12 protein-coding genes and 1 pseudogene are annotated in these 14,148 nt (G+C 32.3%); all 13 read right to left on the bottom strand.

Annotated features, from left to right (window positions below; all coding sequences use genetic code 11):
- Window positions 1-45: 45 nt before the first annotated feature.
- Window positions 46-1,308, bottom strand: a complete 1,263-nt coding sequence (gene cap8O, locus KI230_RS00715; protein WP_045178331.1) for a type 8 capsular polysaccharide synthesis protein Cap8O — start codon at window positions 1,306-1,308, stop codon at window positions 46-48.
- 53 nt (window positions 1,309-1,361) lie between these two features.
- Window positions 1,362-2,249 (bottom strand): capsular polysaccharide type 5/8 biosynthesis epimerase CapN, encoded by an 888-nt coding sequence (gene capN / locus KI230_RS00710; protein ID WP_045178333.1) that lies wholly within the window; start codon window positions 2,247-2,249, stop codon window positions 1,362-1,364.
- Window positions 2,249-2,806: a type 8 capsular polysaccharide synthesis protein Cap8M gene (gene cap8M, locus KI230_RS00705; RefSeq protein ID WP_000825098.1), complete on the bottom strand. Its 558-nt coding sequence runs from the start codon at window positions 2,804-2,806 to the stop codon at window positions 2,249-2,251. The genes capN and cap8M overlap by 1 nt, the downstream gene beginning before the upstream one ends.
- A 10-nt stretch (window positions 2,807-2,816) precedes the next feature.
- Window positions 2,817-3,969, bottom strand: a pseudogene (cap8L, locus tag KI230_RS00700) (type 8 capsular polysaccharide synthesis protein Cap8L).
- 33 nt (window positions 3,970-4,002) lie between these two features.
- On the bottom strand, window positions 4,003-5,241 hold the full coding sequence (gene cap8K / locus KI230_RS00695) for a type 8 capsular polysaccharide synthesis protein Cap8K (RefSeq protein ID WP_001238807.1): 1,239 nt from the start codon (window positions 5,239-5,241) through the stop codon (window positions 4,003-4,005).
- Window positions 5,242-5,249: 8 nt separating this feature from the next.
- Complete coding sequence (gene cap8J, locus KI230_RS00690) at window positions 5,250-5,807, bottom strand: type 8 capsular polysaccharide synthesis protein Cap8J (RefSeq protein WP_000636147.1); 558 nt, start codon at window positions 5,805-5,807, stop codon at window positions 5,250-5,252.
- Entirely contained in the window at window positions 5,804-7,198 is a 1,395-nt protein-coding gene (cap8I, locus tag KI230_RS00685) for a type 8 capsular polysaccharide synthesis protein Cap8I (protein ID WP_001034053.1), read from the bottom strand. The genes cap8J and cap8I overlap by 4 nt, the downstream gene beginning before the upstream one ends.
- Complete coding sequence (gene cap8H / locus KI230_RS00680) at window positions 7,191-8,270, bottom strand: type 8 capsular polysaccharide synthesis protein Cap8H (RefSeq protein ID WP_001216935.1); 1,080 nt, start codon at window positions 8,268-8,270, stop codon at window positions 7,191-7,193. Before cap8H ends, cap8I begins: the two co-directional genes overlap by 8 nt.
- Window positions 8,271-8,272: 2 nt before the next feature.
- The gene (gene cap8G, locus KI230_RS00675; RefSeq protein WP_045176813.1) at window positions 8,273-9,397 is read right to left on the bottom strand and encodes a type 8 capsular polysaccharide synthesis protein Cap8G; all 1,125 of its coding nucleotides are present in this window, start codon (window positions 9,395-9,397) and stop codon (window positions 8,273-8,275) included.
- A 3-nt stretch (window positions 9,398-9,400) separates the two neighbouring features.
- Window positions 9,401-10,510 carry a type 8 capsular polysaccharide synthesis protein Cap8F gene (gene cap8F, locus KI230_RS00670; RefSeq protein WP_001028286.1) on the bottom strand — a complete coding sequence of 370 codons (1,110 nt, stop codon included), beginning with the start codon at window positions 10,508-10,510 and terminating at the stop codon, window positions 9,401-9,403.
- Between the two features lie 12 nt (window positions 10,511-10,522).
- Window positions 10,523-11,551, bottom strand: a complete 1,029-nt coding sequence (gene cap8E, locus KI230_RS00665) for a type 8 capsular polysaccharide synthesis protein Cap8E (RefSeq protein WP_000459062.1) — start codon at window positions 11,549-11,551, stop codon at window positions 10,523-10,525.
- The gene (gene cap8D / locus KI230_RS00660; protein ID WP_000940790.1) at window positions 11,541-13,364 is read right to left on the bottom strand and encodes a type 8 capsular polysaccharide synthesis protein Cap8D; all 1,824 of its coding nucleotides are present in this window, start codon (window positions 13,362-13,364) and stop codon (window positions 11,541-11,543) included. The genes cap8E and cap8D overlap by 11 nt, the downstream gene beginning before the upstream one ends.
- A gap of 19 nt (window positions 13,365-13,383) precedes the next feature.
- A complete protein-coding gene (cap8C, locus tag KI230_RS00655) occupies window positions 13,384-14,148 on the bottom strand; it encodes a type 8 capsular polysaccharide synthesis protein Cap8C (protein WP_000565293.1) in 765 nt (254 codons plus the stop codon).

The following is a 14,148-nucleotide window of genomic DNA, read 5'->3' as shown; positions in this document are numbered from 1 at the left end:
ACAGCTTATCTTTCCTTAATCATGTATGCCCTAGTTTGACACATTTTATTTGTCGATAAAATTAAATATATTGCCATAATTATAATACGATACATCTTCAAATGATGATTTCGCAACATTTTTTGTATCAAAAATCACTTTATGCTTCATTTTATCAAAATGACTGTCCGATAAATTTTTAAATTCTGAGTGGTCACTTAAAATCAATACTAGCGATGCGTCTTTGACAGCATGTGACATATCATGTTCCACAAAATCTAATTTAACATGTGGATCATAAGCACATACTTCTATGTCTAGTTCTTGATTTAATAGCTCATAAATATCAAATGCTGGCGATTCTCTTATATCATCAACATCACCTTTATAAGTTAAACCAAAGACTGTGACTTTATTCCCGCTCAACGCTTTGATGATTTGCTTCGTTGTATCAACAACATAGGCCGGCATTGAATTATTAATTTCACGTCCAGTTTGAATTAACTTTGCATTTTCAGGGTCTTTAGCAATAATAAAGTACGGATCAACAGCTAAACAATGACCGCCTACACCTGGACCAGGTTGATGGATATTAACACGCGGATGTTTGTTTGCCATTTCAATCACATCTAATACATTAATATTTAAGTTATTGCAAATTTTTGTTAATTCATTAGCTAAAGCAATGTTCACGTCTCTATATGTGTTTTCCATTAGCTTACTCATTTCAGCAGTACGTGCATCTGTTTCAATCATTTCTCCCTGAACGAATGTGCGATAGACATGTTTACCCGCTTCAATACAAGCTTTAGTCACACCGCCAATGATACGATTGTTATGAACTAATTCTTCTAAAATTTTTCCTGGCAGTACACGTTCTGGACAATGCACTAAATAAATATCTTCACCTATTGTAAATCCTAAATTTTCGATGACTGGTTTTACAAAATCATCCATCGTTTTAGGCGCAATTGTCGACTCTACAATAATAGTATTTCCTTTTTCTAAAAATGGTAAAATACTATCTAATGCACGCATAACTAGCGAAATGTCACATGACCGGTACTGATCATCATTATTCGGCGTCGGAACGGCAATGATAAAAACATCAGATGCTTCTGGCGTTGTAGATACCTTCAATTTTCCCGATGACAGTACCTCTTCATAAACCTCTTGTAATCCAGGTTCTTCAATACTAATTTGACCATTTTGTAACTTATCAATCGTTTGCTGATTAATATCAACACCAAGCACATCGACGCCATGCTTTGCAAACATAATTGATGTTGGTAAACCAATATAACCTAAGCCAACTACTGTTAACTTCATACTATAACCTCCAAATAAAACGATTTGTATGTTGATTTTATTTAATAGATGACTTATGCCTTATCTTTGGTTGTCGTTTCATCCATGATGTCCGCAATAACAAGTGACATTTTTCCAGGAATAACTTCAAGCGCATTATTATTTTCATATAACGTATTGCTGTATGTTAAATTGCCGAATAATTTTCTAAAGACCGACAACTTATTAAAATACTTATTTAACACGGAAGGCATGTTGATCAATACCGTTTTACGATGTGATTGGTGACGTATTTCATACATTACTGACGATGTATCAAAGTAAAAACTATCTTGAGGATGATACATGCCTGTCACTTCTAATGATATTAATTGATCAATAAATGCTGTCAGATGTTTAATATATAATGCACTGCGCTGATTGTTAATATTGGGAATGATTGGCAGTCGCTTTGACAATTGCATTAACCGTTGGAAATTTCCTGGGCAATGTGCACCATAAATCATTGGTGGTCTCACAATTGCTACTTTAAACGAATCACTAATCAACTCTTGTAATGCTTGTTCAGCGAACTTTTTGGAAATACCATAGTTGGTCGTAGGGTTCATTGGTGTTTGTGTATCAATTTGATCTGATTTACCAACCTGACCTTCTTTTCCATAAACTGCCATAGTACTCATAAAAATAAATTGTTTAACGTCTTCAGCTTTAGCCTTTTGTGCCAATTGTTTCGTAAGCAACATATTCACTTGCATATAATCAGATAGCCTTGCTTGAGGTGAATTGTTGTGAACCAAAGCTGCTGTATGAATTAAAACATCATAATCTTTGAACGAGGTCGACTTCCATAATTGATTCCTAACATTAATTTGATCTACTTGATGTCCTTGTTCAATAAGCTTATCTTTTAAAGCATTACCGATATATCCATGAACGCCTGTAATTAAAATATTTTTTCTCATTAGTGATGCACACCTTCTGAAGTAACGATATTTTTAATTGTTTTATATATGATATACATATCAAGCATCATAGATTGATGTGTTAAGTAATAATGATCATACGCTACTTTTTGATCATCAGTAATATCATCTCTCCCCATCACTTGAGCTAGTCCTGTCACACCTGGTCTAATCGTATGCACGTTCGCTTTTGTACGTTTTTCGATTAATTCGTATTGATTATAAAGCGCTGGTCTAGGACCTACAATTGACATTTCTCCTTTTAAAACATTCAATAATTGTGGCAATTCATCAATAGAGGTCTTACGAATGACCTTCCCTGTCTTTGTTATATACGATGTTGAATCCATTAAATCAGTTGCAACATTAGGTGTGTCTATTTTCATTGATCTAAACTTATAAATATTAAACAATTCATTATTAATCGTCGGTCTTTTTTGTTTGAAAATGGCTGGTCCAGGTGATTCCATTTTAATTAGTAATGCTGTAATTAACAGAATCGGACTTAAAACTACTAAACCATATATTGAACTCACTACATCGAATAATCGCTTCATAATTATCTCCTCACTTCAACAGATTGTAATACTTCATAGTATTAATTTCTCTCGTATATTTATCTTTAAACAGTTGATGTGCGCGCTCACCCATCTCGTGCAATTCCTTACTCGAGTGAGTGTTGATGAAGTTATAAATGGCATGTGCATCGCCATTATCAATTTGGATACCCGCATCATATTGTTCAACATGTTGAACGATATCAGATTGCTTATCCATGATGAGTACCAACGGTTTCTTAGCTGCAAGGTAGCCATAATTCTTGCTCGGCACGCCTAAACCGACGCCTTCTTTAATCAGCGATGCAATACATACATCCGCAATTTTTAATACGATGGTCTTCTATTGCCGTTTTGACATCTGCAAATTTCTTACCATGACCACAAAGTATTGTTAACGTTTGAGGCTGATCCTTATTTAATTTTAAAAATGAGATAAGTGTCTCCATATCCTGTAACTGCCCCATATTACCGCTATACAATAAAATTTTGTCGTATTGCTCACGGTAAGCTTTAAATGTGTCATTATAGATACGATTGTCTTGTAATTGACGCATGTCATACCAGTTAGGAATCACATGGATATTGTCAGCATTTTTAGAAATTTGATGATTTAGTAAGTAGTTTTTCATTTCCGTACCAAGGACAATGACATTTTCAGCATTCTTGTAGACATGTCTATTAATGTAACGCATCAGTTTATCAATCATGCTACCTGGACGAGTTGCACCTGTCTTAATCGCATTATCAGGTGCTATATCATACACCACAAAAGAATATTTTTTCTTAATCAGTCTGTGTAAAACGTCTGGTATTAATGGCAAGATTGGTGGATTAGAGTAAACAAGAATCTGATCATATTTCAACATTTTAGGTATATTAATCACGAATTTTGAAAATAAACTAAAGAAATTGATGATCCTTCCAACCTTACTTTTGTTATTAAACCTCGAATACTTGAGACGTCGAATGCGAATACCACGATGCATCTCGGTTTTAGAAACCTGTTTATGATTACTATATTCATATGGCCATCCACACATGACATCGACATTAATGTGATTCGCAATTAAATCTTCCGCCAATTGAGTTGGTAACGTCGCAGAAGATACATATTCCGGATAAAAATACTGACATAAAATCAAAATCTTTTTTTCACTCATCTAATCGACGTCCTTTTTATTAATGAATTTAGACTAAGAATTTTTGAACTGTTTATTTTTAGCAAAATAATAGAGTGCTATGAAAAATATCATGTACGATACGATTAAAACAATTGTATTAATAGATACAAAGTTTAAAAAAGTTAAATTAAGCATTTTTGATATAACAAATGTTGCAGTAGTACCTATTAAAAATAACGCTTGTAGTATTAATTCTAACTGTTGTTTTTGTAATACAATCACAGAAAGTGATACCGTTGATACAATCAGCCTTATAACAAATAATGGGATAACAATTTTTATAACTGTAATTGCGTCAACCCAGCTGTGTCCTAATAATATATTGACTAATTCTTCACTGAACAAATAAAGTGGCACATAAAGAATTATAGAAACTATAACCAGTATGGAACTAAATTTAAGTAATAAATTTCGGAAGTTACCATGTTCAATATAATAGTCATTGGCTTGTTGCATAAATATTTTTGATAACCCTAATGAAATAATTGTCACTGGTATGCCTAGTACTCTTATGGCCATACCATAAATACCCACTTCTGTATTGGTATACAAAATACCTATAAAGAACACAACAACCGAGAAAGACAAACTATTTAATAATATTGATGGTGTTGAATAAACTAACTGATTTTTATTTTCTAAAAATAATGCTTTAGTTTCTTCTTTATCTCTCACAATATTAAAGTGCTTTTTAAACGTTTTATATCCTAGTGTAATGCCTGCGATATAGGATAATGAAAAACCAATAATTAATCCTAAACTTCCTAATGCTAAAAGTCCGAAAATGATTTGAAGTAAAGCCATTGATCCAGCTCTAAACACATTAATCAAACTTAACACTTTATACTTTCTTTCCTTATTTAGATAATTTGTAAAAATGTTTGTTAAACTTACCAAAAACAACATAATAATAATGAAAATAAAATCTAATATAAAGTTTGGGTATAAACATGCACTAATCGCAAATATTGGTATCAGTATTAATAAAATAAGCAATGATATCAAAAAACTGATTTGTGAAAGTATATTAGCACTACGGTCATTTTTAGTATTCACAATCAACAAATCGTATCTTGCATTTATTATTGGTATTAAAATCATTGCGATATTTGAAAAAATTGTAAACTCACCAAATTCTGTAGGTGAATATAGTCTTGTAATAATTGGGGTAGTGATGATTAATATGACTTGAGCGATGCCACTGCTTAAAATCATTAAGAACGAATCGCCAATAAATTTATTTAATCTCATAATTAACCTCAGATTTTCTTGATGATTTTCGCTGGATTGCCACCTATAACAACGTTACCTTCTGGAAAACTTTTTGTTACAACCGACCCAGCCCCTACAATTGTATGTTCCCCCAATTCTACTCCTGGTAATATAACTGAGTTCATTCCAATCCAACTATAATTCCCTATTTTGACATCTTCACCTGGTGCATGTGACTTCAAATTTTTAATATTATGATTAGCTGTAATAATACCTACGTTAGGCGCTATATAAACACCTCTACCTATATATATAACTGCTGAAAAATTATTAAAATACGTCCCGGGCGATTGAAAAATATGAATATCATTTTTATCAAAAACAATGTTATTAGGGTTATGCATTCTAACAGTTATATCTGCAGGAAATGGCAAACTCATATTTATTCCTAACAACTTGAACGGAACAGCTTTCCACGCCCATAACCATCCAGCCACTTTATTTTCAAAATAATATCCAGTTAAATATTCTTTCTTATAAAATAATAATAGTGGTGTATTCATTAATCTAAATATTTTCGATTTCATAAATGTTTTTACAATCATTCTATCCCTACTTTTTTAGTAAATTTTTTTATTATAATGCCTGGGATAATAGCTATAACATATACAACTAAAATCATAGAAATCAATGTGATTAATGGTGTCGGGTGACTAAAAATACTCGTAATAAGTCTCATATAAATATATGTACCAATAAATATCACTTCTAACGAATGACTCTTCCGAATAATATACTCACTCAGAAATGCAAAAAAGATATTTGCAATTAAATTCAAATAGAAGAATAAGGGTCCAAAATAAATAATTCCATATCCAGCACTCGAAATTAGATGACCAGTCAATTGTTTACTACCATATATCAATTGGTTAAAAAGTTGGCTAGTAATCAACTGCTTTTTATCTAAAAAGAAATTAAACCCAAAAACAGCTCTGGTATTATCAAATAAATATTGTTTGAACGAACCATTATAGTAATTCAAATAGTCTATAGAAGCTGCAATATTGCTAGGTCCATAAAAATATGACTGCAACGTGTCAACTATTTTAAGATTACTTACACTTGTACTATTTAACGCCTCGCTATATGAACTATAATTAAACACATACAATTCTTTATATAGTGTCATCAATGCTAATACGAAAATACCTACAGATATAATAATGATATTGATACGTCTTTTATGCTTAGAAAACAAGATTGACACCACTGTTAAAACAGCAACCATTGTATAAAGTTGATAACTTCTTCTTTCACCAACAATTAAACTAATATTTAAAATTCCTATAGCTAGCGGTAATACAACATAAATAATTTTAGGATTCTCTTTATACTTTTTATATGAAGCATATGCGATTATTAAGAATAATAACGCTAAGGCAAGTTGAAATAGCATTACAAAAAGAACATTTAAACCACTTGTTGCTTCGGTTCCTCTTCCCATTGCATCTGTTTTAATAATTAAAAATGATATGTTTTTGCGCACTTCGGGAAAAGCTACAAAAATCCCACAAATAACAAGACCAAACACAATGTAATAAATTGATGATCCAGAAAGTGTAAAGCTATTTCTTGATACCACTTCATGTTTGAATAATTTAGATAGTATCAATATAAATAGCGAGCCTATGATAAACTCCACACTCATATAAATAACCGCTTGATTAAAATAAGCTTGTCCTAATGGTAAATTATCTATAGTTGAATCCTGGAAAAACACTATCATAGCAGGTATAAATACTAATCTAAGAAAACCTAAAACATCGTATACAATTTTCGAAAATTTAAAATTCGGATTATTCGAGAAGCTTATAAAGAGCTTTCCTACTCCATAACTTATAGGTGCTAAAAATAATAAAGGTTTATCACCTAACATAAGGCAAGGAAACATTAAAATGGCAATAACATATGAAGTGACATTATATATCTTATTCATTAAATATCCTGCCTATCTCTTGATAGAACTGTTTATTATTTTCAATTACATCGTTTCTATAAGCTTCTCTTTTATGATTAATGTCCATTACATCCAAATTGTTATACCAATCCATCAATTCATCACCAATACCTTTTAAATTTTCTGGATTAATACTAAAACCCAGTCCGAATTTATTAGCTTCTGTAGCGGTGAATGTATCGTCTGTTGTAATAATAGGTTTGTTTAAAAACAACGCATAATACATTCTTATGGATAAAGCAGTATCTAAAGCAATATTTTGATTACCAAACAAATTATTAAGTATATCAATTTCATTTAAATATTTCGGTGTTTCTTTCAAGTCAAAGCCGCCAGAAAATGTAATATTATTAATAAAATTTTCTCGAGCAAAGACTTCTAATTTTTCCGACCCTGTTCCAAAATATTGCATATGGAACCTTGAATCATTTGCCAGTTCCTTTATCAATTTTTGATTTATCTCATTAAATCTAACATTACCAATAAAACCTATATTAATTGGCCATCTTTTTTTAAACCCATCGGTTACATTACTTTCTCTAATAATACTCATGTTATAACTATAAATAATTCTATATTTTTCAGATTTAGGTAAAAATTTAAGAAAACCTTCTGAAGATAATGTTGTCACCCTGCTAGCATCAACGATTTTTTTCATTCTATACTTAATAAGTTTATTATTTTCAAAAAAGTAGTCCCTTATATTTAAAATGAATTTATTTTTATAGTGTTTTTCTAAAAAACTTTTAAATAAGTGTCCTGTATAACTTCCCCATACTATGACAAAATCATAACGATTTTCTTTAAGAATTTTCATAGCGTATGGCCTAAATCGATAGTAAGCAATAGCTTTTTTGATAAATGTCCAATCTTCTTTAATATCTACTTTATATTTATAGTAATTATTGATGCCTTGGATATGTTCTTCGATATCATATTTGTCAGTGTATATAATGTCCACCTCATTGATATTCAAATCAATGTGGTTTAAATAATGTGATAATAATGACATATGCTTAATGTTAGTAGCGCCAAGAATCGCTATCCTCATCGTCATTTCCTCCAAGTATTTCGATTGATAATATCTTTATAACTTTGAATAATTTTAACTACCTTTGTCGAAACGTTAGTGTCTTTATAATCAATAGCATCAATCATCGGTTCATTATTTTTTTGCATCTCTCTTGCTAGTTCAACGGATTGGATTAGATTGTTATAGGTAATACCACCTACAATAACCGTACCTTTATCTAGTACTTCCGGTCTTTCTGTGGAAGTTCGAATAAGGACACCAGGGAACTTCAAAATAGACGACTCTTCTGACAATGTTCCACTATCTGATAGCACAACAAATGCATCTTTTTGCAATGCATTATAATCTAAGAAACCAAATGGCTTTAACTGTTTAACTAATGGATCAAATTCAAATTTACTTTCTTCAATTTTCTTCCAACTTCTTGGATGCGTTGAATAAATCACAGGCATTTTATACTTTTTGGCAATATCATTTATCGCATTCATTAATGATTTAAAATTCTTTTCATTATCGATATTCTCTTCTCTATGCGCAGATACTAAAATGTATTGTTGCGGTTCTAATCCTAGTTTATTTAAAACGTCACTGTGATTAATTTTATCTCGATGCGCTTCTATCACTTCTGTCATCGGTGATCCTGTCACAAAGATATTCGCTTTATTGAAGCCTTCATCTAATAAATAACGTCTGCTATGTTCCGTATAAGGTAGATTCACATCACTGACATGGTCAACAATTTTACGATTGATTTCTTCAGGTACATTCTGATCAAAGCATCTATTACCCGCTTCCATGTGGAAAACAGGAATCTTTAATCGTTTAGCAGATACTGCTGCTAAACAACTATTTGTATCACCAAGAATTAAAAGTGCATCTGGTTGTTCGCGTAATAAAACGTCATATGTCTTCGCAATAATATTCCCCATCGTTTCTCCAAGGTTACTTCCAACTGCCTCTAAGTAGTGGTCCGGTTGTCTTAATTCCAAATCATCAAAGAAAATTTGATTCAATGTATAATCATAATTTTGACCAGTGTGTACTAATATCTGATTAAAATATTGATCACATGCTTTAATCGTTGATGATAAACGAATGATTTCAGGCCTTGTACCAACTATTGTCATTAATTTCAGTTTTTCCATGCGCTATACCTCCAAGAAATACGTATCTGGCTGATTTGGATCAAACATTTCATTCACCCACATAATAGTTACCATATCTGTGTCGCCTAAATTTTCAATATTATGTGTGTATCCTACTGGTATGTCTACAACTTCTAATTTATCGCCAGAAACGTAATATTCAATGATTTCATCATCATTAACATGTCTAAAACGAATTACCCCTTTACCTGATACGACTAGAAATTTTTCGTTTTTAGTATGGTGCCAGTGATTACCTTTAGTAATACCTGGTTTAGAAATATTTACAGAAACTTGACCACGATCCGGTGTTTTTATAAATTCTGTAAAAGAACCCCTATCATCCACATTCATAAGTAAGGGATAACTAAAGTCTGTACTAGGTAGATAGCTTAAATACGTACTATACAAATCTTTTTCAAACAAGTTATCTAATTTCGGCAATGTTCGATCGAGACGTGACTGTTTGAACTTGTATAATAAATCTACAATTTCTCCCAATGTCACTTTAAATACGTTTGGTACTGTAGGTACACCATTTTCAATCGTTGGAGTTCCTTCAATAGCACGTTTTATTTCAGCGACGATATCATCCACGTAGTTTAGCGTTAGTTCAACATTCCGATCATTAACTTGAATCTCTTCGTTACGTGCAATTTTGTAACAAAATGTTGCTATCACTGAGTTATAATTCGGCTTACACCACTTGCCGAATAAATTTGGCCAGCGATAAATATAAACCGTATTGCCATACTCTTCGGCATATTGTCTTAATAGCTGTTCACCTTGCAACTTACTCTCACCATAAGGATTATCTTGTGTTGCTTGTATTGAAGACGATAATAATATCGCCGGCTTTTTCTTATTTCTAGTTAATATATCAAGTACATGATCTAAATAACTCACGTTTCCTAAGCTGAATTCTTTGTCGTGTTCAGGTCGATTAACACCTGCTAAATGCACGACAAAGTCTGCTTTCAACAACGCTGACTCTAATTCTTCCTCTTTAGTTTGTCGATGTACTTCGAAAATATGATGATCTGTCGTTGATGTTAAATCTGCTTTCAAGTTTTTTCCTACAAAACCTTTTGCTCCTGTAATTACAATATTCAACGTCAATCTCTCCTATCTCATTGAAGCTTTATAATCATTCAATTCGTTTCTAACATATTCTAGTGTTAAAAGTTTTTCTTTTATCTCTTCCACCGTTAAAATATGTGTATTATCGGAGTTATATTCATAAGATTGCGTAATCTTTTCGTTACCGGTTTCAACATAATTACTATAATTTAAATCTCTGGAGTCTGCCGGCACTCTAAAATAATCACCCATATCTTCACATTGTGCGTATTCTTCTCTCGTCAACAATGTTTCTGCTTTTTTCTCTCCATGTCGCGTACCAATGATTTCAATTGCATTATCAGCTTCAAACAATTCTAATAATGCAGTCGCAAGATCCCCTACCGTTGAGCTTGGTGCTTTTTGAACCATAATATCTCCTGTCTCTGCATGCTTAAATGCATGAACAACTAGTTCTACCGCATCTTCTAAGCTCATTAAAAATCTTGTCATATCAGGATCTGTAATCGTTAAAGGTTCTCCTGCTTTGATTTTGTCGATAAACAAAGGTATTACTGATCCTCTTGAAGCCATCACATTACCGTATCTTGTACCACAAATAAGCGTTTGTTCACTACGAATATTTCTTGATTTGGCTACGAATACTTTTTCCATCATTGCTTTTGAAATACCCATAGCATTAATAGGATACGCTGCCTTATCTGTAGATAAACATATGACTTTTTTAACATTTTGATGAATAGCACTTTGTAAGACATTTTCTGTACCAATAATATTTGTCTTCACTGCCTCAACTGGAAAGAATTCACATGACGGCACTTGTTTTAAAGCTGCTGCATGGAATACGTAATCAACATCTCGCATTGCTGTTTCTACACTTTGACTATCACGCACATCACCAATGTAGAACTTTAATTTTGAATTATTATATTTTTTTCGAATGTCATCTTGTTTTTTCTCATCGCGTGAAAAAATACGAATTTCTTTAATATTAGAATCTAAAAACCGTTTCATAACAGCATTACCGAATGATCCTGTGCCCCCAGTAATTAATAAAATTTTGTCATCGAACATAATTATCTCCCTTTTTGCCATTGGCATAGTTAATAATTTTTTCTTTACTAAAGTCATTGACGATGTCTTGAATAATGGCTTCAACTTCATTACATTTCATATGTTGTACTTTGCCACGATAAATTTTTTCAAATACTTGTTCAGGATGAACTTCATCTTTATTCATAAGCTCTTCAAACATTTTTTCGCCGGGTCTAATCCCTGTATAAGTAATGCGTATGTCGTCTTCTTTTTTACCACTTAGCTTAATTAAATTACGTGCCAAATCTACAATTTTCACTGGTTCTCCCATATCTAGCACAAATACTTCGCCACCTTCTGCTAATGCCCCTGCCTGCAAAACTAGTCTAGAAGCTTCAGGAATTGTCATAAAGTAACGTGTCATTTCAGGATGTGTCACAGTAACTGGCCCACCTTCTTCAATTTGACTTTTGAAAAGTGGAATCACAGACCCTCTCGATCCAAGTACATTACCAAATCTCACTGCAACAAAATTTGTTCGATGCGTTTCATCATTTAAACTTTGAATAATCATTTCTGCAATTCGCTTTGAAGCGCCCATGACATTAGGCGGATTAACGGCTTTATCCGTAGAAATCATAACGAATTTCTTTACCTCTGCATTTTTAGCAGCTTCAGCAGTATTTTTCGTACCTAAAATATTATTATGTACTGCTTCTTCAGGGTTGTCTTCCATTAACGGCACGTGCTTGTGTGCTGCTGCATGATAAACTGCGTATGGTTTATACGTTTCCATAATTTCAAACATACGCGCTCTATTTTGCACATCCGCTATAATAGGAACGATATCAACATTTTTTCCGAAGCGATTTCGCAATTCACGATTGATTAAATAAATACTGTTTTCACCATGGCCAAGTAGAATAATACGTTCTGGATAGAAATTACAAACTTGTCTACAAATTTCTGATCCTATTGAACCACCTGCACCCGTAACTAAAATAGTTTTATTCGTCAATTCATTTGATATCATATCCATATCTAATTCAACAGGATCTCTGCCTAGTAAATCTTCTACTTCAACTTTTTTCAGTTGATTCACTTCTAACTCACCAGACATGACGTCTTCTATATTTGGCATTTTCAATAACTCAACGCCATCCATATGGCAAATATTATTAATTTCTTTCAAACGCTCTTGACCAATAGTTGGAATTGCAATGATGATTTTTTTAATCTTATATTTCCTCACTAGTTCTGGAATATCCGCAATTTTACCTTGGACTTTTACACCCTCAGTAATTGTGATATTGCGTTTATGTTCGTCATCATCGACTGCTAATACCGGTTCAAGTTTCATTTCGTCACTTTTCAACATTTGTCTAATCAGCATTGAACCTGCTTGACCAGCACCAACAACTAAAGTTGGCTTCTTATTAAATGACTTACCTCCAAGGTATTTCCGATAAATACGCCAAAATAACCTTGAGCCACCTATTAAAATCAAGTGCATCATCCAAGTAATTAAATACAATCTAAAAAACGGTCTATTGCCTGTAACAATTGTCACGACCACCATCGTAATAACGATAGATGTCGTCACAGCTTTAACAATTAAAATCAATTCACTCACACTGGCATATTCCCACGCTCGATGATACATATTAAAAATAAATGCTGAAATATGATGCGATATGAATAGTGATATAGCTGCCAATATTAATAATTTGACAGAATATGTTTTGAAATACGGTTCTAAAATGTAATAACTTACGAATACTGAAAATGTCACTATCAGTGAATCGATTAATGCTAGTATTAAAAGCCGCAATTTCACAGATAAATGTGCCATAAAACCCCTCATTTGCTGTTTATAACCCAAACCATCTTTTCTGTTTATAATCTTGTTGTGGCATTCGTTTAGGAATTTTTTTATCATCAACAACTAACTTCGCATTACTAATAAATCCGTTCATATCTTCATAATAATCACGTAATTTCTTATCATTAAATAAGTCTTTCATTAAGAACGGTCTGATTTCTGTGTTATGCGCATCTGAACCGATGAAATGTGTCAGATTGTTTTCAATCATTTGAATTGCTAATTTTCTAATTTTTTTACCGGAAATACCCGCTAATGACGCCGTTGTCACTTGACTTAAAGCACCTTTGTTAATTAAATCGTATAGTATGTCAAGGTTTTGACTTATTGCTTTATTCCGCTCTGGATGTGCAATAATCGGTACAAAGCCTTTACTCTGTAATTCGAAAAATAATTGATCAGTATAGTGTGGAACTTCATTTGATGGAAATTCTATTAGTAAATAGCGTGAATCATTAATACCGGTAATAACTTTTCGATCAATATCATTAAGGATTTGATCGGTAATTCTTATTTCCTGACCATAATAAAACTTTAGATTTAGTGCTTGTACTTCCTCTAAGCTTTCAATATGGTTTAAACATGATTTCACTTTTTCTATAGGTGTGGTATATCGAGGATGTAAGTGATGTGATGTTACAATGATTTCTGTAACACCTTGTGTTGTCGCTTGTTTTAAAAGATCCAGCATCTCTGTTTCATTTGTCGGACCGTCATCGATATTAGGCAATATATGGTTATGAATATCAATCAT

Source organism: Staphylococcus sp. MZ3, assembly GCF_018622755.1.
GTDB lineage: Bacteria > Bacillota > Bacilli > Staphylococcales > Staphylococcaceae > Staphylococcus > Staphylococcus aureus.
Note: the sequence above shows the minus strand (reverse complement) of the source record. Positions and strands in the feature narration are given on the sequence as shown.